Annotated in this window: 17 protein-coding genes; 16 read left to right on the top strand and 1 reads right to left on the bottom strand. The window is 35.1% G+C overall.

Translation table 11 applies throughout. The annotated features are described in order from the left end of the window. Positions 1-581: 581 nt before the first annotated feature. The 10 genes from AC57AW_RS17900 (at position 582) to AC57AW_RS17855 (ending at position 13,636) form a co-directional block, all read left to right on the top strand. Entirely contained in the window at positions 582-740 is a 159-nt protein-coding gene (locus AC57AW_RS17900) for a hypothetical protein (RefSeq protein ID WP_156106583.1), read from the top strand. Between the two features lie 378 nt (positions 741-1,118). Then, a complete protein-coding gene (locus AC57AW_RS17895) occupies positions 1,119-1,286 on the top strand; it encodes a hypothetical protein (RefSeq protein WP_156118455.1) in 168 nt (55 codons plus the stop codon). A 65-nt stretch (positions 1,287-1,351) separates the two neighbouring features. Continuing rightward, positions 1,352-1,723, top strand: a complete 372-nt coding sequence (locus AC57AW_RS17890; protein WP_496352965.1) for a hypothetical protein — start codon at positions 1,352-1,354, stop codon at positions 1,721-1,723. A gap of 343 nt (positions 1,724-2,066) precedes the next feature. Continuing rightward, positions 2,067-6,074 (top strand): phage tail protein, encoded by a 4,008-nt coding sequence (locus AC57AW_RS17885; RefSeq protein ID WP_496352964.1) that lies wholly within the window; start codon positions 2,067-2,069, stop codon positions 6,072-6,074. A 6-nt stretch (positions 6,075-6,080) separates the two neighbouring features. Beyond that, on the top strand, positions 6,081-6,635 hold the full coding sequence (locus AC57AW_RS17880) for a hypothetical protein (protein WP_496352963.1): 555 nt from the start codon (positions 6,081-6,083) through the stop codon (positions 6,633-6,635). 383 nt (positions 6,636-7,018) lie between these two features. After that, complete coding sequence (locus tag AC57AW_RS17875; protein WP_496352962.1) at positions 7,019-7,429, top strand: 5-fold beta-flower protein; 411 nt, start codon at positions 7,019-7,021, stop codon at positions 7,427-7,429. Between the two features lie 402 nt (positions 7,430-7,831). Then, positions 7,832-10,114 (top strand): SGNH/GDSL hydrolase family protein, encoded by a 2,283-nt coding sequence (locus AC57AW_RS17870; RefSeq protein ID WP_496352961.1) that lies wholly within the window; start codon positions 7,832-7,834, stop codon positions 10,112-10,114. A 113-nt stretch (positions 10,115-10,227) separates the two neighbouring features. After that, complete coding sequence (locus AC57AW_RS17865) at positions 10,228-11,085, top strand: hypothetical protein (protein WP_496352960.1); 858 nt, start codon at positions 10,228-10,230, stop codon at positions 11,083-11,085. 304 nt (positions 11,086-11,389) lie between these two features. Next, entirely contained in the window at positions 11,390-12,253 is an 864-nt protein-coding gene (locus AC57AW_RS17860) for a hypothetical protein (RefSeq protein ID WP_496352959.1), read from the top strand. 645 nt (positions 12,254-12,898) lie between these two features. Continuing rightward, positions 12,899-13,636 (top strand): hypothetical protein, encoded by a 738-nt coding sequence (locus AC57AW_RS17855; protein WP_496352958.1) that lies wholly within the window; start codon positions 12,899-12,901, stop codon positions 13,634-13,636. A 13-nt stretch (positions 13,637-13,649) separates the two neighbouring features. On the opposite strand, the gene AC57AW_RS17850 is transcribed toward AC57AW_RS17855, so the two are convergent. Further along, positions 13,650-13,811 (bottom strand): hypothetical protein, encoded by a 162-nt coding sequence (locus AC57AW_RS17850; RefSeq protein WP_496352957.1) that lies wholly within the window; start codon positions 13,809-13,811, stop codon positions 13,650-13,652. Between the two features lie 816 nt (positions 13,812-14,627). Here AC57AW_RS17850 and AC57AW_RS17845 point away from each other — a divergent pair. The 6 genes from AC57AW_RS17845 to AC57AW_RS17820 all read left to right on the top strand — a co-directional run bounded on the left by AC57AW_RS17845 (position 14,628) and on the right by AC57AW_RS17820 (position 23,702). Next, positions 14,628-15,944 (top strand): ATP-binding protein, encoded by a 1,317-nt coding sequence (locus tag AC57AW_RS17845; RefSeq protein WP_496352956.1) that lies wholly within the window; start codon positions 14,628-14,630, stop codon positions 15,942-15,944. A gap of 77 nt (positions 15,945-16,021) precedes the next feature. Next, positions 16,022-16,591: a hypothetical protein gene (locus tag AC57AW_RS17840; protein WP_496352955.1), complete on the top strand. Its 570-nt coding sequence runs from the start codon at positions 16,022-16,024 to the stop codon at positions 16,589-16,591. Next, positions 16,588-17,028 (top strand): lysozyme, encoded by a 441-nt coding sequence (locus AC57AW_RS17835; RefSeq protein WP_496352954.1) that lies wholly within the window; start codon positions 16,588-16,590, stop codon positions 17,026-17,028. The genes AC57AW_RS17840 and AC57AW_RS17835 overlap by 4 nt, the downstream gene beginning before the upstream one ends. A gap of 311 nt (positions 17,029-17,339) precedes the next feature. Beyond that, entirely contained in the window at positions 17,340-18,179 is an 840-nt protein-coding gene (locus AC57AW_RS17830) for a hypothetical protein (protein ID WP_496352953.1), read from the top strand. A 13-nt stretch (positions 18,180-18,192) separates the two neighbouring features. Next, entirely contained in the window at positions 18,193-19,212 is a 1,020-nt protein-coding gene (locus AC57AW_RS17825; protein ID WP_496352952.1) for a hypothetical protein, read from the top strand. Further along, the gene (locus tag AC57AW_RS17820) at positions 19,212-23,702 is read left to right on the top strand and encodes a hypothetical protein (protein ID WP_496352951.1); all 4,491 of its coding nucleotides are present in this window, start codon (positions 19,212-19,214) and stop codon (positions 23,700-23,702) included. Before AC57AW_RS17825 ends, AC57AW_RS17820 begins: the two co-directional genes overlap by 1 nt. Positions 23,703-23,862: the final 160 nt, after the last annotated feature.

The following is a 23,862-nucleotide window of genomic DNA, read 5'->3' as shown; positions in this document are numbered from 1 at the left end:
AATTAAGTGAGTTGAAGATTTATTTTGCTTGTGTTATACTTGAAACATAGATATTTTCCTTTTTTGCTTTATCCGGCGCTAATTGAAATAAGGGAAGTTTGTAATAATATATAATATGTAAAAAATGCGTTTTTAATATTGCTTAATTTGGTTTTTGTTCGTTTTTGTATTGTTTGATTAATGATAAAAATGCGTTTATTTTTTTGATGATATCTGAATAAAGCAATCATTTTGCTCTTTGTTTTTTCCTGAAAATAAAAGACAAGCCCAAAATGTAAAATAACACTACTGTTCAACATATAAAATATCGATTAATTATAGTTGTCAGTAAAGTTGCTAATACATACTGAAAGGGCAAATGAAATTTAAAATAAAGAAGTCAGGGTAAGATTTTTATTGGGAAATACCTGGTACCGGCTTCTAAAAAAACAAAATTAATTGAATTAGACATCTTTTTAAAAGGCGGAATATTCGTCTTTAGGGATTCTTATGACTTTATGAGACGGTCAACAGGTAAGAGAATGAAGCCTGTCTGATTCGGAAAAAAAACTTTTAAACCAAAAAACTTTTAACCATAGAATATGAAACGTAGTAAAGAATTAGTCGAAAAAAGAAAAGATTTTGTCATTGATTATGTAAAACGTAATCAGGATAAACAGATGAAAGTGATTGTCAATGAGCTGATGGAAATGTTGTTTTTGTCTGAAAGAACAATATATAATATCATTCTTCAGCCATAGTGTGTAGGTTGTGAAAGAATGTTCAGTCTTTACCACTCAATATAATGTTATAAAGTGAATGTCAGTAAGATAATGTTTGTAGATAATGTGTACCCATCATTCATATCTTGAAATTATTCATTCTAAAAAGATAGAAAAGGATTCAAAGTTATTGCTCCTTCCTCAATAGCCCCTGACATAAGATAAAAAGGGCTGTTCTGATATCTTTCTCAAATTTAAATTATAGGTAAAATATTAAGGTGAAAAACGGTTTTTGCTTTTTAGTTCTATTGTTTTAAATGAAACATGAATTGTAAAAGGAACCGTTTGGCCTTAGTGGATTGGAAGAGAAATCAAATTAAAAAAACTAAAAAATCAAATTAATAAATTCTAGAAGCCATGAAAAAAAAAGAAAAGAAAAAAAAGAAAAAAGATAAGGAAAAACTAAAGAAACCTGGTAGAGATATCAGTGATATTATTGATGAGCTGGCTTATGCAGATGAGAGTGAAAATATCCGGAAAATCAGAAAATTTTTAGATGATATGTACATCCTTTCTCAGGAATAAGTAAGCATCTGAAAGTTGTTGAAAAATTAAAATTTTAATAAATAATATAATAGAAAAGAATGACTTTGGATAGTATAAAAGCCCTTTTGATCGGAACTGCAATAGCATTTTCAGGAGGATTATTAAGGGTACTGGTCTCCATACAAAATAAAGAGAAAAAACAGCCGTGGGAGCACTTTATCACATTGGTGATAGTGGTGATTGTAGGTTTTACAATGAGCTATTTAATGAACAGAGCTGAGTTGCATGACAAATGGTATTCAACAGGGATATTATTCGTGCTTGGCTACGGTTATGATAAATTCTTGAAGATGATCACTACAAATCTCCCTAACTGGATTGATAAAGCAGTGAATCTTTTTATTGAGAACCGATATGGAGTGAAGACAGACAGACAGTCTGGTGAAGAAGAAGAAAAGAAAAGTGATATGAATTAAACTTATATCTATAAATGGACTTGCAGGTATGCATAAATAATTGCAATAGAAAAGATGGTAAAAAAACTCTACCTGCCATTACAGAACTGATCACCCAAGAGAGTGATTTTTAAGAACTTGAAAACCTGAAAATTCAAAAAACAAGAGAACAAACAAGGAAATGGTTCAGTGTTGCCTGTTTCTCATCCATAAAGTCGAATGCCATTTCCATTTACTGACATTCTTAAAGAATCTACCCACACGGTACGATTTTTCAAACCCGGCAGGCATCCTATAAAGCATAACAGTGTAGTTGTGCTTTATAGGTCTTTTAAAACAATATGAAATTAAAAAAACTAAGTCAATGAAAGCAGCAAAACCTGTAGAAATAGACAATAAAGCCCATAAAGCCCAGAGTAAAAAGCAGAAGCCGAAAGATCGGGTGGTTGTACCTCTGTCTGAGGTGCAAGTGGCAAATATACAGACACAAAAGGCCGGAGATTCATCCGCTAAAACTGGATTAGCAAATCCTGATAGTAACAGATTCGGTTTAAATGGTACTATTGCAGCCGTTCATGGCTCACAAACCGTTTACGACCAAGGCGCGGAAATAATGCATGAAAGATTTCAGGAGAGTTTAGCCAAAACCGGTGATATCAACCATCCTGATACTCAAAAGATGGAGAAAGGATATATGGCAACCTTGAATACCGGCCAATCACAGAATTATAATGATGTTAAATCCGGAACTCCTTCAAAAACTTTGGAAGAGCAGGCTATGGTTCATCAGCAAAGTAAAAAAATTGATGAAATAAATCCGGCAGTAAAACCTTTAGAGAAAAAAGGGATACCAAATAAGGCAAATGTTGCCAGTGCAGATCAGTCTCAAGAAGTAAATCCTGACAAAGCAGAAGTGATTGATACCGAGGCTGTCATGCCAGTAAATGCTAACAGTAATCCTGCATTTACAGCATTGAGCGGAAAAATAAATAATACAGCTAAGCAGCAGAAACAACACGAACAATCAAGCAAATCGACAAATGATGCGCAAGCTGCTGCACCATCACCTGCCAACGAACGTCAGAGTATGGCGCAAGCAAGTCAAGTGAACACCATGGATGAGCAGAAACCAGGGCTGTTCAAGAAAGAAGATTTCAAAGCTTTGCTAAGTGAAAAAATACACAGCATCAAGCTTCCGAAAAATGAAGAACAGGCAGATGAGTTTGAGAAACACAACAATATACAGGAAGTCAATCAAAAGGCAGTAGGCGATGTTAAAAAAGAGAAGAATGTAGCATCTAATGATATTGCTTCTGCAACCGCTGCACAACCTAATACCTCTGCACAGCCTGTTCGTGCCGTTGCCAAAATGCCGGCACAAAATGTAGGTAATGCTCCGGGAACACCAAATGTAGCGAATGCGATGCCTGTGAAAAGAAATACAGCAAGCGTAGAGCAACCTATTAAGGAACAAACAGCAAGCATCGACAGTGAAATGAAAGCTAATGGAGTCACCGATGCAATGTTGGCAAAATCTAACGAGCCCAAGTTTAAGGATGCTTTGGCACAAAAGAATGAAGCCAAAACCCAAAGCGTTGCAGCAACTCAACAGTTCAGAACCAACGAAAATAAGGAACTGTCCAAAACCCGTAATGAAGCACAAACACAAGCGGCACATCACATTAGCGGTATGCATGGTGCAAGAAAAGGCGGACTAGGCAATGTACATAGTGAACAAAAGCAAACCTCAGGCAAAGACAGCCAAAAACGAAAAGAAATAGCCGATCACATTAATGGTATTTATTTTACCTCCAAAACCGATGTCGACGGTATTTTAAATAATCTGGATAAGTCGGTGGCAGAAAAATTTGATAATGGCAGCAGAGAAGCTAAAAAAGCATTTGAAGCCCATGTCGATAAAGAAATGAAGGCTTATAAAAAGAAGCGTTATGGGGATGCGTATGCAAAATACGGAGCTTTAGTGGCAGCTGGGAAATGGTTCTGGGACAAAGCTACAGGCTTACCTGAAGAGGTCAACAAATTTTTTGACAGTGGTAAGGACTTGTACATTAAAGTCATGGATAAATTTATTGACCAGATCGCAACCCATGTTACCACTCAGCTTAATGCAGCCAAAACCAGAATTGCCAAAGGCAAAAAAGAGGTACAGACTTATGTCAACAGTTTATCACCAAGTTTAAGAAAAATAGGAAAAGAGGCCATTGCTGAGATCCAAAGCAAATTCAATGCATTGGAAGAAAGTGTAAACAGTAAAAAGGATGCATTAATTGACGTATTGGCTAAAAAATATGCAGATAATATAACAAGCATTGATGCCAGAATTGCAGACTTAAAAACACAAAATAGCGGATGGGTTAATCAGGCTCTTGATGCGCTTAAAACCAGTGTGTTTGCTATTATTATTGAAATTAAAAATACACTTACCAATTTATTATCCGGGGTTATCAGTGCTATTCAGGCTATCATCATGGATCCGATAGGATTCTTTAAAAATCTTATTGCCGGAGTTTCACAAGGATTTACTAACTTCGGAACCAACATCTGGAATCACCTTAAAACTGGTTTCTTCGGATGGCTGACCGGAGCAATGAAAGGGATTTCTCTAACGATGCCGGAAGATGTATTCTCTCTGAAAGGAGTTTTCTCCATTACCACGCAGGTGCTTGGTTTAACGTGGAGCGGAATCAGAGCGATTGGATCCAGAGTAATAGGTGAACCTGTAATGAAAGTCCTTGAGACAGCTTCTGAAAAAGGTCTTGAAATAATACAGGTTGTCCGTAAAGAAGGTGCTGCTGGACTTTGGGGATATCTTAAAGATCAGTTTGCTGACCTTAAAGCTACGGTGATGGATGCCATAATGGATATTATCCAGTCACAGGTAATCCAGGCAGGTATTAAATGGGTGATGGGATTGCTTACTCCGGTAGGAGCATTTATAAAAGCCGCAATGGCCATTATAGATGTAGTGAAATTTTTCGTTCAGCGGGCAGCGCAAATTATGGAACTGGTAAAAGCCTTTACCGATAGTATAAAAGCAATTGCCAGCGGAAATGTAGGTGCCGTAGCCAAATCGATAGAAAATGCATTAGGCAGAGCTGTTCCTGTACTGATTGGCTTTTTAGCTTCATTATTGGGAATTGGTGGATTGGCAGATAAAGTATTGGGTGTTATCCGAAAAATACGCCAGCGTATTGAGAATGCGATTGTCAAGTTCTGGAACTTTGTAAAAGGGAAGGCTTTAAAATTGTTGAGTAAATTGGGTGTTGATAAGAAAGGGGCGCAGAAAAATACAGAGAAGAAAGATGGAAAGACTGGTGAGAAGCTTGAAGATAGTGAAGTAGGAAAAGTAGTGCGTTTTTCTGCCGAAGGAGAATTACATACACTTTGGATTGCTAAAAAAGGGAATAATATTGAGGTAATGGTGGCCAGTACTCCTATGAGTATAGGCAAGAGGCTAAAAGAATGGCGAGATAAAATAGATGCTTTACCAGCAGAGAACCAAAAGAGGGCAAAAGCTTTATTAGATCAAGCTGAGGCTTTATATATTGAAACTCATCAGGGTGCAAAAGAAACAGATAAGGCCTTAGATAAAGCTAATAAGCAAAATGCAACTAATGATGAAGTTAAAAAAGCGAAGACTTTAGACAATGAGGTAGAAAATAAAGAAGAAAGGCTTTCAGTATTATTGGAGCTATTATTTAGTTTATATAATCCAATAGACTGGAAAGTAGATGAAACTACTCAATTATCAAAAGATGAAATAGATAAATTAAAGTCTATAAAAGGAGGAGATAATGTAATCAATTCATTAGCTGAACTATTTACACATCCGAATAAAACCAACTATATAAGTCTTATAAAAGAAGTACGGGTAATGATGAAGCTACAGAGTAATGCTTTGTTTTTGGGAGTTAGTATTTCTAAAGATCGAACGAAAGCAATATCATTTAACAAGAATAATGAAGGTAAAAACGAATTGACTGAAATAGATATAATAACAGATAAAGAATTAATTGAAGTGAAATCTAATACTTGGGGGCTAGCAGATAGGTCAAGCAAGGATTATGATAAGCTTGTAATACAAAAAGATTTAATAAATGGAAAACCACCTATTATAGATGAGTATAACCAAAAGATCGATTTATCGGGCAGAATATTTGTCTTACAGATAGAATCGAATAAAATAAATGCAAAGGTATTGGCCGCTCTTAGAAAAGATAATGCAGTTGATAAGCTTAGGTTTGGAAATGGTAATTTTATAATTATAAATGATTTAAAAGAGATAAAGCCAACAAAGCTTAAAAATGCACCATTTGTTTCATCCACTGAAGATTTTAATAAATTAATTTAAATAATTATGGGAAATTATACAACTGATACAGTTTTTGTAATAGAAAAGACACCTACAAAAGATATTGTGAATATAGTAGATAAAATTATGTTAGAAAATAATTTTACTATTGCTTATGGTTATAGCCGTTTTTATTTTGAAGATACTAACCCCGATAGTGATTTTGATGATTCAAAAAGAATAGAGGCAGAAACTATAGAAGATGCCTTAAAAACCTTAGAAGAATTTAAGAAAAACCCTACAGGAGGCAGCTATCAATATAGTATGTTTTGGGGATATGATGAAAATGGCGACGAACTTGGTTACAATTTATCGGTAGATTTTCGATCGATTGATAATAAAAATATAGAAGCTGTCATTTTTTATGTAAAGGAAAATATTTTTGAAATAGCACACGAAAAAGAATTAAAAAAGGTGTTTGCAGAAATAAACAAACAAGCTAAAGTAATAGCCGCTACACAAAAAACAGACTATTATACAGATGATTACCATGAACTTGATGTAATAGAAGAAATTCTGTCTGGAAATGTTCATACAAAATATGAATATAAGTTTCTTTAAAATGCTCATACTTACGCATAAGTAGATATTGAAACAATTAATGTAGTACCTGACAAAGCTCTAAGTAAGGCTCCGTAAAGTTGAAAGATGCATGCGGAGTCTTTTTAATTTAGAAAAATTTCTATAATTCTTTGCTACTATATCATTCCCTTAGTATGATTTGTGTGTCAGTAAGGAAGAAATGAATTAATGAGGCTTTAGGAGATTAATTAGAATTTTATAATCATTAATAAAACAAATTTTAGCAATTTCGTTTTTCCTTTAAGACTCTATATTTAAAAAAAGAGTTCAGATTTAATTGTATAACATCCAACATAAAAGAATAATCAATACTTTTGAATATATCAAATAACCAAAGTTAACAACTCATTAAAATATTGAATATGAAAAAAACACTATTCATTTGTTCCCTTCTGTTCGGTCTTTCCGCTCTAAGCGCTCAAACCATAGAATCCGGAAGCCATAGTACCACTGGTTATATCAAAAGTGATGGAACCATAGAAAATAGCAGCCGCTCCACCGTGGGATACATCAAAGATGATGGGACTATCGAAAATAAAAGCCGAAGCACTATTGGTTACATCAAAAGCGATGGAACTATAGAAAACAAAAGCCATTCTACAGTAGGTTACGTAAAAAGTAATGGAACAGTAGAAAATAGCAGTCATTCCACCATTGGCTACATCAAAGATGATGGGACGGTTGAAAACAGCAGCCACAGCACTATCGGATATGCAAAAGGAGTCAAAAAAGAATGGGCTGCAGTAATGTATTTCTTCTTTAAGCTGGATTGAGCATCATTTCTGCGGAAATAAACAAACTTTAGGCATATAAATTAAAAAAGGCTTGGATTTTATAATCTGAGTCTTTTTTATTATAGATACAGACCCGGTTTTATTCAGATAGCCTTATTAATTATCCGGAAAAAAGGAGGTACTGCAACTACAGAATAGAGAGGCAAAAAAACTTTCATAGGAAGAAAAAAAATATCAATTTTGAGCATTGAAACTTAAGAAATCATCCATACTATTTCTTAAAACTAAATGGTACTGCAACTACACAGTAACAAGGTCAATATCTTTTTCCAGGGATAAAAAAGGATGAGCTCCGAACTTTAAAATATAACATAAAAAATCATTTAGACTAAAAAAGTAATTGTGCTGACAAGCATGCATTTTAAATAATAGTAAAGTATTATGGAAGAAAATAAATTAACTACAAGAGACCAATTAAAAACCTATTTTGAAACTGCTAAATATCCCACTCAAAATCAATTTTCTAACTTAATAGATTCATTTTGGCATAAAGAAGAGGTGATGGATTTGGAAGCTATAAACGGCTTAAAAGCTTCTTTAGATAATAAATTGGATAAAGAAGTTGAAAAAACTCTTTTAAAAGCCGTAAATGATGCAGTAGCCAGTACAAAATCAATTATCAAAGGAGAAGCATTTCCAAATAGTTCACCAACGATATGGAATCTAGGTGATCCGAATCTTTATGAAAAGTGGGAAGTCAGGACAGTTGGAGTTTATACTAATTTTAAAAATTCTTCCGGTGTACCTATTGAAATTATAGCTGCCGATTTGGATGAACAATTAGTATTTCTAAATGTAAGTAATGGAGTGACGAAAAAAGACTTTGTGGTTGTTCCAGGAGTAAATATAGCATTAGAGTTTGATTCTGATAATAATACAGATGCTCAAGGTGGCAAGCAAATTAATAGCTGGCTGGTAAATAAAGTAAAAGGAGGAGAATCCGACGAGATAAGAAAATCAATAATAGAGGTAGGTGATTTCTATAAAAAAATTGGAGTTGAATTGGCGGGAACTTCCTCTGATGGGATACAGGCTGGTTTATATAATGTTATATCAAATACAACAGCTGTTTCAGATTCAAATAAATTTTTAACAAAAGCAAATATAAGACTTTCGGTAGCAGGTAATTTTAAATTTTGTATAGGATACTATGATGGTACAAAATTTATTATCCGTTGGGACAGTGAAGAAAAAGTGGGTGTTGTTGGTTGGAACAATTTTGATTTTACAAATCAAAAAATAAAAATCAATACTGGAGAAATGGCTGCTGTTTTTTGTTTACCAACGTCAACAGCTAAAATATTTTATGGAAGCTCGGGAGCTCCTGAAAACAGATTTGTTCAGTATAGTACCATTTCAGGAGGAGTACAGGCAAATTTAGGAAGTTATTACACCCTTTGGTTTGAACTTTCAGATATTAATGAGTTTAATATACAAAGTGAATCGGTTTTCAATCTTTCTAAATCAGTTAGTAAAATTGTAGAAGATTATTCTCAGAATGGATATACAGGTATTGAGATTGAAAAAGGAAGCTCTAGCGTTTCAGCAGATTCTGATGGTATAGAAGGATATGCGATTAATAAATTGGAGCTTGAAAATTCCCATAAATTAGAAAAAATTGAAATTAGAACAGTTACTGCTGGAACTTATCAAATAGTAACTGGATTTTTGGAACAATCAGGGAAATTTATTGAAACAAATGTAATAACAAAGGCTTTAACAGCCGGATTAAATGTTGTCACAATTGAGCCAATAATACTTGCAAAAGGAGATTATGTAGGGCTAAAATTTCCTTCAAAATTTCCTGTAAATAGCACACCTGCAATAGCGAATCTATGGGCAAGTAACAATTATACTGGAGCGCTAGAACAAATATCGGGGAAATCCCTTCCGATTAAGTTATATCTTAAAGAATATATTGAAAGTCCTGTATCTACAAAATCAGATTTATCTTTGATTAATTCATCAATTGCAGGACTACAACAGAATTTTATCTATAATGGGAAAAAAGTAACCTTATCATTTAATACAGATGGCTCCGTAACATGGGATTATTTAGTGGGATATTCTAACATACTTCATTTAGGAAATTCGATTGCCAAGCATCAGGTGCTTTCTTATTGGTGGGGAAATTGGGGAATGGCGGCATCCGAGAAGAGTAAGGATTATGTAAATCGTTTTTTAGAAAAAATGAAAGTTTTTAAACCTGCCGCAACTACTGATGTATTAAATATTGCCGGATGGGAAACTTCTCCTTCTACCTGGGATAAATCTCAATTAGATACCTATTTATCAGGAAAAGATCTGATTTGTGTAAGACTTGGTGAAAATACAATTTTTTCTGGAACATTTAAATCAGAGTATTCAGCATTGATTAATTATATAAAAATAAAAAATCCATCAGCTAAAATAATTATTGGAGGTGTATTCTGGGCAGACGTTAATAAAGATATAGCTATGTCCCAAGTCGCTACAGAGAATAACTTAACCTTTGTTAAAATATCTCACCTTGATATTCCTGCAAATAGATCATATATGGGAGCACAAGTCAAAGGTGATGATGGCCAGTGGCATACCGTTAATAATTCGGGTGTAGCTGTTCATCCAGGTGATTTAGGAATGAATGCTATTGCATCCGAAATGTTTAACGCTCTAGGTCTATAAATAGAAACAGAAAAAAGATAAATTTCAGCTTTGAAATCAAGTAATCCATTATCTGATGCCTCAAAAAATAATCATAGTAATAATATATAAATAGTAAAGAATAGTGAAATATTATGGAAAAAAATGAATTAACTCCAAGGAAAGAATTAAAAACCTATTTTGAAACAGGTAACCACCCAACGCAAGGCCAATTTTCGGAACTGATAGATTCTTTAAGACATAAGGAGGATGTCCTGACCAATAAAGAAAAAGCAATCCTTGCCAATAGTCTGGCACTTATAGATAATGGATTCATTTACTATTCTACAAATGACGTTGGAAATTTAAAATTTCGGATTGGTGTTAGCTCACAGGATGAAGCAGATCAGGTGGTCACCGTAAGACAAACTGACAACGCTGTGGAAAAGCAATTCTTATTAGGTAATGCTCCTTACACCTTTAAAGTAAAAGAAATAGCAGAAGAAACATTAAAAGGAACTGAATATTATCTTTTGAGATATGAAATAAGCCCAAATTATACGATTTTTAGAATGTTTGGAAATGGACTGAACACAATTCCTGAAGGTTTCGATTTAGGATCAGTGGAGGGGAAAAGGTTGCCCATACAAATTTATAAACAAGATTTGGGAAGAAAGATAAGCATTGTAAATACAAATATTAAGTTTGTTAATAAAACTGAAGTGCCTATACAATACAGAGTAAGTGGAAGTAACTGGAGTGAGAGGTTCAGAGCTGAAGACACTGTTACTGATCATTATGATTTAGCTGATCATTTAAGCTTTAATTATAAGGCGGACCTTACGAAATCCAATCAATCCATACAATGCGATATTTTTGATGAAGATACGAATAATCTTTTAGCTACAGGTCACTTATATGCCGGACAAAGCCAGGATGCTTGGTATGGTGGTGATATAAATGAAATCAGAAATATAAGAATCGAATGTAATTATTCCATCAATGAAAAATAGCCAGACCAGAATATCTGAGCAGCAATCAATATTACAAAATACTTATACTCCTGAAATAATGATATTGGTATAATCACATTTGCCAAAATAGATTTAAGTATAAAGAAATGTGAATTTTAAAATCAAGTAATCCATCCTCCGACTCTAAAAACTAAAGTTTACTGCAATTGCAGAAGAGAGTAATCAAAAACTTTTACAGGAATTATAAAAGGATGCATCCCAAACTTTAAAAACATAACAAAAATAACCACTGAAACCCAAAGGTAATTATGCTAAGCATAAGCCGTAAAAGAATAGTAGTACTATGGAAGAAAATAAACTAATCCCAAGAAACCAATTAAAAACCTATTTTGAAACAGGTAAACATCCAACGCAAAACCAATTCTCGGATCTGATTGATTCTTTAAGACATAAGGAAGATGTCCAGACAAAGAGAGAAATGGTCATTTTTCTTAACCAAATGGCATATATTGATAATACATTTATATATTATTATTTAAATAACGTTGGAGATTTGGAAATCCAGATTGTTGTCACTTCATCAGATGAAGAAGATCAGATAATCACAATGAGAGATTCCACCAAAGTAGGTACAATAAGACAGTTCTTATTGGGCAGTGCACCTTATACTATTACAATAGAAAAAACAAAAGGAGGTGGTGATTTAAAAGGAACCGAATATTATAGTCTTGGTTATCAGTTAAGTCCGAGCTATTATATTCGTAGATTATTTGGAAACAATCTGCCTGCAATTCCTGATGGTTATGAATTTGGAGATCTGCAGAATTATAATGTACCCATAGATATTCATAAAGAAGATATTCAACAAAAAATAAGTGTTGTCAATACAAATATTAAGTTTATTAATAAAACTGAAATACCTATCCAATATAGGGCGTACTCACAATATTGGGGGGATAAATATAAAACTGAAGATTCTGTTACCGACCATTATGATGTATGGGACTTCCTGTATCTCTATTATAATGCAGATCTTCAGGAAATCAATCAATCCATACAATGTAATGTGTATGATGCAGATCTTGACACGCTTTTAACGACCGGGGTTTTAAATGCCGGGCAAAGCCAGGAGACCTGGTGGGGCGGTCAGGTAGAAAAAGTAAGAAATATAAGAATCGAATGTAATTATGTCATCAATGAAAACTAATCAGACCAGAATATCTGAGCAGCAATCAATATTACAAAATATATATACTCCTCAAATAATGATATTGGTGTAAACCATCATTGGATTCCAAAAAATTATGAGTTACTGCAACTACAGTACAGATAGGGCAAAAAACTTTTATAAGAACAATAAAGTGATTAATTTTGAACTGTCATCATAACATCAATAGTAATTACTATTAGGTAACAAAAACAAGCCATATCCTGTCAATATAAAAGATCTTGAGATCACCAGACGGCAGAAAAGTAATCCATTACATTCTCATTACTAAAAATACAACCTTAATTGGATAAGATACTCTGCGATGGAATCTTTTCCATTAGAATTTATCCGCAAAGCGAAATGAGGTTGCCACATCTATTTTTTTGAAAGCAAATCATAAATTCTGTGGAAACAGAAGGAGGAAATGTATTGAAGAAGATAAAGAAATATGAGTCGTTAACTATAGGTGTAATAATTTGTTTATTAGTGATGTATAAGTTACTGCAACTACAGGATGGAGAGCCCCAAAAACTTTTATAAGAACAAAAAAAGAATCAATTTTGAACTGTAATATCACAACTGATAATCAGCTCCGGAAAGCAGTTAGACTAAGAAAAGGAGCAAATAAAGAAGACTAATATCATGGAAGAAAACAATACATTAACCCCAAGAGAGGATCTGAAAACCTATTTTGAAACGGGTAAATATCCTACAGAAAACCAGTTTGGCCGGTTCATAGATAATTATGTCCATCTAAATGAGCTTAATTTCGGACTGGATGTGAGGGCCTCAGCAGATTGGACTGCGAAATACTATCATTTCTATCGGGCTGGCAACATTGAAAAATCAGGGCTTGGACATATCAATCTGGAAGCTGAATATGAAAGCCAACCGCCACAGATAGAGAATTATGTACATGCTTTCAGCAGAAGTGTAAGCTATAAATATATAAAGGTAAAATTATCAAACGAATTGGATATTGATAAATACAAACCTAAAATTATCATAAAGCGTTACAAACAGAAAAAAAAGATCAAGCATGGATTCAAAGATGCAGGCTTTTACAAAGAACAGCTGCTCGATGCACAATCCTTAGGCAGAATGTCCGAATATCCTGTAACGTCTAAAGAAATGATTCTGGATATCAATCCTATTCATTATTTTAAACCTGGATCAGCGTTCAATGAATTCTATCCATCGGGGACACTTACCAGACCTGGCTCATTCAGACATACGGTTCATCATAGAAAACCATTTGCTCTTATTCAGATGCTTTTGGAAATCGAGATCAACGGAAGAAAATATACATCGCATCCCGTTAATATAAAAATTATTATGGGGCGGGACATGACTGATTTGGTTAATTACATTATTGATTAATCACAAACATACCTCAATCGGAGAGATTCTCATTGGCAGGACACCTCTTAGCGCCTGGAATCCCGGAATTTTCTGATGTATAACCATTAGAATCTCCTCCTGGAAGCAGGGTAATAGATCTTCGGATCTGCTGTTCTCTTTCAGACGTAGATTCTTTAAAAAAGTAGGACTTCAATGATGGAGCAACTTTCCAAGGGCAGCTGCTTTGGCAGTTGTGGAGAGATACTCGAATGTGAGCAACTTTCCGGTTGAGGTTTCTTTAAACAAACTACCAAATACAATGTAACCATCCTTAAGATGTGTTGCACACCATTTAAAAACATAAAACATATACCTCAATCGGAGAGATTCTCATTAGCAGGACACCTCTTAGCGTCTGGAATCCCGGAATTTTCTGATGTATAACCATTAGAATCTCCTCCTGGAAGCAGAGTGATGGGTCTTCAGACCTGATGTTCTCATTCAGACGTAGATTCTTTAAAAAAGCAGGACTCCCATGATGGAGCGACTTTCCAAAAGCAGCTGCTTGGCAGTTGTGGAGAGACACTCGAATGTGAGCTACTTTCCGGTTGAGTTTTCTTTAAGCAAACACCAAATAATGTAACCATCCTTGAGATGTGTTGCACACTATTAAAAAAAATACAAAACATAAAATATACCTCAATCGGAGAGATTCTCATTGGCAGGACACCTCTTAGCGTCTGGAATCCCGGAATTTTTTGATGTGTAAACATTAGAATCTCCTCCTGGAAGCAGAGTGATAGGTCTTCGGATCTGTTATTCTCTTTCAAGCGTAGATTAATTCTTTAAAAAAGCAGGACTCCAATGATGGAGCGACTTTCCAAGGGCAGCTGCTTTTGCAGTTGTGGAGAGACACTCGAATGTGAGCTACTTTCCGGTTGAGGTTTCTTGAAATCAACACAAGATAGGTGGAAGCATCTTAAAAGTAAAAGACAAGCAGTACACCAGATCTTAAAAAGCATAAAAACCAATGGAGTCAGAACAATTACAAAAATTATTTACTCATTTAGAAAAGGTTATTACATGGCGTATAAACAATCCATCAGAGGATTTTAATGTAGGAGCCCCTGAATTTAATACCAGTAACCATGAAAACTTTCAATTAGGAGATTATATTTCAGGGAAAGAGCTTGCCCATCAGGAAGTTGTAATTCTTTTACTGGCGTTATTACCACGATTGGATCCATCATTGCTGAAACGCATTTATTTGGATTTCCCGGGTAGTGCGCTGTTTGACTTTTGCTCAACCAATGATAACGGCAGGCTCTTTTATCCTACAATTCACGCGGCTCAATATATTTTAGGAGGAGATAATATCTCAGAACGACTAAAATCACTGGATTATTTCGGCCCGAAGTCGGTTTTGAATAAAGAAGAACTTATCGCTTTTTCAGGTTCAGATCAGGAATATGCATCAATGAACAGCCAGATAAGTGTACATGAAGAAGCCTTTAATAAGATCATTTTTGGCCTGGAATTATTACCGAAAATGAGCAATGATTTTCCGGCAGAACGAATACACACCCATCGATCATGGGCAGATTTAATACTTCCTCAAACCACACTGCAAGAACTTAAGTGTATTGAGGACTGGTACAACAGCAGCCGGATTCTTATGGAAGATTGGGATATGCAGACAAAACTTAAACCAGGGTTCAGGGTGTTGTTTTTTGGAGAGCCGGGAACAGGAAAAACTCTTGCCGCCAGTCTTTTAGGGAAATATACCAATCGCCCTGTTTTCAGAGTAGATGTTTCTATGCTGGTTTCAAAGTACATCGGAGAGACAGAAAAACAATTAGCGAAACTGTTCGACAAAGCGGAAAATAAAAACTGGATTTTATTTTTTGATGAAGCAGATGCTATTTTCGGAAAACGAACCTCTGTAAAAGATGCTCATGACAAATATGCCAATCAGGAAGTTTCTTATTTGCTGCAAAAGATAGAAACATTTTCAGGACTTATCATTCTGGCCTCCAACTTTAAAAATAATATGGATAAAGCCTTTACGCGACGCTTTCATAGCTGCATACAATTCAATAATCCAAAGCATGAAGAGCGTCTGCGTATCTGGCAGCAAAACGTACCTGAACAATTACAACTTGAAGATATTGATTTGGAACAAATTGCCCAACACTATGAATTAACCGGTTCTAATATTATGAATATCATACAGGATGTAAGTTTAAAAACAATTGCATTAGATGAACCTGGTTACAAAGTAAGTGTAGACATGTTATTAGACAGCATCAAAAAAGAATACGTAAAAGAAGATAAAATATTTATGTAAGAACTTGAAATTCAATCCAATTTCCTGGAATTGAAATCAAAATTATAAACCTGTTCAATTTTTAAAAACTAAAACTAATGAAAGCAAAGATTCTGCTATTGATCATATTGAGCAGCTTTATGCTGGGCTGCCGAAGCAAACACAAAATCACAACCACTTATAAAGAAAATACAAAAGAAACAGAAAAAGTGAAAGTTGATTCTTCAAGCTTACACAGCTCACAATCAACTCAAAGCAAATCCGCTGATGTGAAACTGGAGGAAAAGACCAATGAAATATCCGGAGATTTATTAATTAAAGGGAAATCAGATACATCTAATCCCTTTGTTTTCCATAATGTGATAGGACGTGATACCGTTCAGAGTATTTCCATCATGGGAAATGCAGAATACTCCATCAGCAACCATTATGCAAAGAGCAACCATGAAAAAGCAGAGGTTAGGAAAGAAGAATCTATCCAAGCTATTCACGATTTAACCCAGAAAGTGAGTTCAAAAGAAACCATCAGAGAAGTGGCTTCAAAAGTCTCGGAAGAAACAAAAAAAATTCAGTCAAATGGATTTGAAATCGCAGCCTGGATTTTCATTACAATCGTTGGAATCACTTTAATACTCATCTTTTTCACCTATAAATATTTTAAGCCATGAAAACATCACAAAAAGGAATCAACCTGATTGTATCATTTGAAGGATTCAGTTCAAAACCTTATCTGGATTCGGCAGGAATTCCAACAATTGGGTATGGGAACACCTACTATCCCGGAGGAAAAAAAGTAACCATGAAAGATCCTGCAATCAGCAAAGAAAAAGGAATAGAGTTATTTTCAGCAGTTTTACCGACTTATGAAAAAATCGTCAACAGTAAAATTAAAGTAATCCTTTCTCAAAATCAATTTGATGCTCTCGTATCACACACGTACAATACAGGAGGATCAGATGGACTATTTTCTCTGATTAATAAAAAAGCAGAAGAGCAGGCAATCAGAAATTGGTTTACCACGAAATATATTACCGCCGCCGGAAAAACATTAAACGGACTCATCCGCAGAAGAAAGGCTGAAGCTGATTTATTCTTCTCTAAATAAACAATTCCCACTTAATAGTTGGGGGACATTAAACCAGATATTATCATTGGAAATTAATCTCCAAAGTCACGCTGTTTCAGAGAGTGGCCTTTGTCGGCTTCAAACTGTTCATACAGCTTAAATTTCACGCAAAGATTTTAGAGCATCATTGTAATATGGGGATCAGTTTCATTGATTCTTTCTAGTGAATGTATAGCCAAACAACTTCATCAGCAACGATATTGCTTTCTGTGGCCTACTTTAAAATACCATGCAGCAGACATAACCTTTAGACCTTCCCCAATTATCAATTTATCAAAACTAATTATCAAATGAGTACACCATTACATACAATTTTCAGTTGGTTTGAAACTGGAGATTTCCCCACAGAAGCGGAGTTTAAAGAAACGTTTTTATCTTTTTATCATAAAGATGACCCAATCCCTATGAAAAGTATTGAAGGATTTGAAGAAATCTTTCAATTATTTGCCAGTGCAGAAGCATTTCAAAAACATTTAACAGATCCAGCAGCTCATTCAGAATATTTGGCTTTACTAAATGCCGGTAATCTAACCCCAACTCATGTTGAAAGCTGGAAAAATAAGCTTGGAATTAAAAATGCTGCTACGGTTGACAGTTATGATCAGCTAGGGAATGTATATACTAAAATACAGGTAGACGGCTTTGTGGATGAATTGAAAGATGCAGATAAAGACTTAGCATCTGATATAGAAAAGATTAAAAAGATATTGTTGTCTAATGACCTTTCTTTGGATGAACTCCAGGAAATAATCGATTTCATTAAAAAAAGTCGTGAGGATATTGAAGTATTAAAAGCTGTTTCAGGGCAGACTAGTGAAGATAAAGTAAAGCTGTTACTTGACTACAATGCATTAGGCAGCCCGAAAAATCAACAAGACTTTAATAAGCAGATCTATGATAAGGTTTTGCTCATATCAGAGACCCCTACAAGTGCAGTGGTACAAGTGGCAGGAAATGCAGTATTCCCTAATACCCTTGAAACGGAAAATGTGATCATTCAGGCCCGGGATAGTGTCACTGGTAAAAAAATAAATGTTGACGATTATGCCACCAATCAAACCATAGAGGTTAAGATGATAGGTGTCCTCGTTAATCCCATTAATATTCTCATTTTAAAAGTTAAACCATAAAAAATAAAAAACTATGAATAATAACGCAATAATAAGTAATAACGCACATCAGGATAATTTTTTTGGTGAGCTGCAACGTACCCGATTTCATTACCATACTTCATTTCCTGATACAACTGGAGTTCCTGCTGGTTGGATCATTGATTATAAGGGACAGTTGCATCAATGGAACGGAGCAGAATGGATTAACCTGGCTCAGAATTACGTACATCCTGAGTATCCGCTGACCAATAATCCGTTTCAGACAGATCAAACAAGCGGGCTTCTATTGCTAAGTCAGATCCTGACCAATAGTTCAGGACATGTTATTAAAGTAGCAGGCCGAAATCTTACCAATGCAGATATCGTTTCTATTTTTCTGAATGACGCGACTCAGTCAGGTACCTATACATGGTCATCCAATAAGATTAAAACTTATATTGAAAACTTAATAGGACAAAGTCTTACAGGAGCATTGATTTATCAGCCTGGAGGCTATATTCCTTCTACAGCTGAAGGTTCAATGACGACTCCGTTACCCGTGACATCAGCTACCATTAAAACAGGTATGGTGTGGGTGATTACAGCAAATGGCTGGGTAGGTAATGAGCCCGTTTCTGTTGGTGACCATCTTATTGCTAATACTGATAATGCTTCCAATGCGCCTAAAAATTATCAGATCATAGAAAAAGGTATTCCTGACATTGTAGATGCTACAGATTCGGTGAAAGGACTGATTCAAATCGCCACAGATGTTGAAGCTATTGCAGGATTCGATCCTACTAAAGCAATGACTCCAAAATCTACGAAAGCTGTTTTGGATGCAAAAATTAAATCCAAAACATGGCAAATCGGAGATGGCTCTTCCGTTACTTTTCCCATTACCCATGGCTGGAATACCCTGAATGTTGATTACATCTGTTATCGTAATACTGATAATAGAAAAATAAATGTAAGCTGTGTGGCTACATCGGCAAATGATGTAGAAATAGATGTGTTGGCACCTCTTACCCCGAATGAATATAGAATTACTTTAACTGCAAGATTAGACTAATGATTGCTCCTGAATATTTTAACAATCACATCGCTGTAGAAGGCGAAATAATTGTGAAAAGTGTTCCAAACGATGCAGGTTCTGTAATGGTTTGGAATTCTGTGACGAAAAAAATCAGCACAAGAACCCATGCGGAAATAGTTGCTGATTTAAACTTAGTGACAACTAATACCTATCAAGAGATACCAGTAAGAAAAACATTCTCAGGAGCTACAGGCAATGCTTACGATTCAGTTGCTTTAGAATTAAGAGGTAATGGCACATCTGATACAGTTTACCCCGCAATTTCTTTTCATCAGCCGGGGCTTTATGCTGCTACACTGCAGTATCGGTCAAATGGTTATCACTTTATGAATCTCAATGGTAATGCTTTTGATTACGTTAGGGCGGCTGGGTATTATAAAGACGGGTCAAATAATGAAAGATTTCTTACAGGTGGCGGCGGAGATTACGATTCCCGAAGAAAAGAAGACTCCTGGTATCATTCAGGAAGAAACTTTCCACAGGGAACATTCATTGAAACTGATGTAGACTATTCTGTAGACTATGGAGATCAATTCCTTTTAGAGATTAAAGGTAATATGTACGGAAGTGATCAGCCTTTAGATTGTAAGATCCAGGGTTATATCTATAACGGGACTATTATTTCTCATAGCGGCTATTCTACATTATATTACTGGAATGGGATTACAGCCTTAAATTTAAATGGTAAGCTTTGTTTTTGGTTTACTCAATTGTCATATTGGCAGGGATTTGATGTGAAATTAACTGTTGGGTATGGAGGTTTAGACCAGGGGAGAAACCGGGTTATTTCAGTTTCGGATCATCCGGACCCGGGAGGTACCAAAAGAGTTCAGATCAATCTTAAACATTTACTTACGAAAGAGGAGTTAGCTTCTGATGGTACATTTTGGGAGAAAAAAAATGTGGGAGGTTTTTGGGCATTAGATTCGGATAGGCCTATAGCTGGGCTCAATGGAAATGGAGCACAAGTAATGTTGTCCGGAGGATTGTTAGCATCAGATTCTTATACAGATAAAGATTATATCCCGGTTAACGGCCTTCATTCAAAAGGTTTTGTACAAACTGATGAAGGATTTCAAAACAGGTTCTACAAAGCAGATGAAAGAAATAGAATCTGGTCATTTGCAAACGCAGATACTTATGGTCTTTCCTATTATCAAGGAAGTGCCAATAGCTTGAATGAAGGTATAGGTTTCCATTTTGGAGATCCGGATCATCCTACCCATTTTCTCGGGCGGTCTGGTCAGATTTATTCTAAACAAGGTATTTATTCTACTTCATTTAATACAGGAAATAACCAGGTTTTAAATTATACTAGTCCATCTACACTCTATATAGGAAATCCTACTATTAATACTATTGTAGAATCTAATAACAGTGATATAATACATCATAAAAATGGAGTCAATGGTGTGGTTTGGGATGCTCATAATTTAGATCCGGCAACTTTTGTTAATGCATCAGCTTTAAATAATTATGTTCCCTACAATGGCGCAGCACAGGATGTTAATCTTGGGGCAAAGGATTTGGAATTTGAAGGAGGAGGATCTATAAATAAACACCAAAATAATGTAAGAATATTTAATAAAGTTTATCAGGGTAATTACGGTGATGGAGGACATACAGGTATTTTAGCCATTAAAATGCCTCAAGCTTCATCAGAGCATGCTATGTTTAGTATTGATATTAACATTTATGGATATGAAAGTCAGTACTTAGGTAAAGTGAATGTAGCTTTCTATAAATATGTATCAGGAACTATGGTTACTAATGGTTCAAAAGCGATATGGGAAGTAACTGATAATTTCCCTACCACTACCGCAAGAATCGGAATTGGAACTGATGGATACGTTAGTATTTTATTAGGAGAATCAAATACATTCTGGAATGGGTACTTTTCATTTGAAGTAGCTAAAGTGGAAGTTAAATACGGAAACTATAATCTGGATTGGAATGTAGGATGGTCTCATGCAATAGAATCTAACTTTGACTTATATCCTGCCAATATCATTGTTTTACCTTCTGATGTAGTCGCTACAAGAAGTTGGTTAACTAATTTTGCAGACAGCAGTTATATTCCTAAAGCAGTTCAACTGAATGATAACTTCAATAGCCTTGGAGGTCATTCCAATTCTGGAGTTTATAGAGCAAACAGTAACGCAGGAGGGGTTCAGCATTTATATAGTCCTATGTTGCACATGGGAGCTGAAGATACCACATCACAGTTGCAGATAAAATATAATGATGGTAATGCAGACGCAGGAGAATTAGCTTATAGAAGTGGGCACAATGGAAACTGGACACAATGGAGAAGAGCCTGGGATAATGTAAATTTCAAACCAGGTGATTACCAGACCAGAAATACGGATGAAATTATATCAGCAGCAAAATCCTATTATAACAGAATACCTTTCAAACTAAAGAATAGTTCATATAAATCCTGGTCAATACAGAAACCTACCAATAACAATTTAATATTGGCTCCTTCTGTTACAAAGAATGCGGAAGATTGGGATGTAAGTAATGGTATAGAATTCACGGATGCTGGCCAGGTTTTATCAAAAGGTTTTAATAAAGTTGGGTATAATGATAACTATATCTTAACAGCAGGCGGTGGCCAGAGATTGGCCTCAGATTTTGTATCATCTACAGACTTAGGAAACTATCTCAGAAAAGATGGCGGTACTATGACAGGTGCTTTTAATATAGAGTCTTCGGCTATGTTAGGTAAGTGGAAAAGTACAGCACAAACAGGGAATTATCTGACCTGGCAAAAATATGATGGGGCTAAAGATATAGCTTATATTGGAGCTGATGGAGGTGCTGCCACATGGGGTGGGACCGGAGAAAATTTTGTAGTTAGAGCTGTAAATGATGGTGATTTATTATTAAATTCGGATAATGGTGCTGTTAAAATTCAAGGAGGTATTCCCTGGACTACAAACAATTTTAATCCCGGAGAATACTTAGCGAAAAGAGGTAATCATCAGGATGCAACTGCAGTAAAAACAGATTTTCCTTTAAGTGTTACAGATTGGGCCACAGGTACCGGATTCCCTTCTACTTATGGTAACTCCTTACACATTGCAGGAAATAATAGTTGGTATCATAGAATAGATTTTCCTTTATTCAGCAATCATTTAGAGTATTGGCAGGCTGTAAATACAACAACCATGACGAAAAAAGGAAATATTCCTTTGCTGTCAGATGGAGAAGCGCTTTGGACTAATAATAATTTCAATCCTGATGCTAAGGTTAATTCCGCAGAAAATGCTCAGACACTAGGATTCTCAAGTGGTTTATCAGCAGGTGCCCCTTATATATACCATAAGACAGATGGTTATGTATTTCTGGCTACTCAATCTTGGGTGTCATCTAATTTTACGAGCCAGACTTTGTCAATTCAACCTGAGGAGGAAGGCGGTCAATGGATAAATCTAACCAATTCAAACGGAGTCTTTGCTACAAATTACTTTGTTACTTCAAGAGATGGTTCAAGAAACCCGGATACAGTTGTTACACCTAATGGAAATAGTCGTAGGGTTAGATTTGATTTTATTCAGGCCGGACATGTTGGAGGAACTGGAAATTATGCAGGTGTAATGACTTATGCTCCTTGGGATGGTACTTCTGCATCAACGGGGGATTCTTCATACCAATTAGCTTTTGCCAATCAAACTGAGGTCAATGGAGAAGGAATACCTATGCTTAAAATAAGAAAGGGGATTGATGATAAATGGTCTGGTAAGTGGTTTAAACTGTGGAGTGACGCAGATTTCTCACAAAGTAATATTGACAGCTGGAATTATATGTACAACAATGGTATTATTGTTAACAAACAATTTACTAATCAGACAGGTAACGGATTAATGGTTGTTGATAATTATAATGGTGGAGAATCCGGTATATATAATGAAAAGGATAAATACTATTTAGCGGTATTAAAAGATGAATATTATAAATATTCAAGCAGCTTTAAGGGTTGGGAAGGTATTAATTTCAATAGAGGAAATAAAAATATTGGTATAGGTACAGAAGCTAATGATGCAGATAAACTAAATGTTTCAGGATCGGTAAAAGCTACTGAAAACTTTAAATCAAAGGATGAAAAACCTAACACTTTATTTATTCCGGACGGAAGTTTATCACGTCTTGATGATGAGATTACCAATGAAAAATCCAGAATGAGATTATCCCATGGGATGATTGAGCAGCAGTCAGGAGTTCAATATTATGATTCTGACAATAGAATGTTGGTAATCAGATGTATATATGGTGAGCATTTTGTATTAGGAAAATGTTTCCGCGGTCAAAGAATATTGGTGTTAAATGCTAGTGATAATTGGCAGGGATTCGACATAGAAAGTGCAGGGTATTCATATAAAATACCACCATATAGCTCTATCCAATTGTTTGTCTGGGATGAAAAAACAGTTTATAAATATGCAGAAAATAAGATGTATTAAAACTGGAAATTCAAAAACAAAAGAATCTATATTCAAAGATGTGAAATACATCATTTGCTAACTTTTTCAATGCAGACTTTTTAGGCATAAATAATTCGAATAATTCAATGTTTTCTGGCAGATCTTGAAATGAATTGTATTGTACTGAAAACTTTCTCAT

The organism is Chryseobacterium sp. BGA-UO-ETr-SB22 (genome assembly GCF_059567885.1).
The sequence above is the reverse complement of the archived record's forward strand: the minus strand, read 5'-3'. Positions and strand labels throughout refer to the sequence as shown.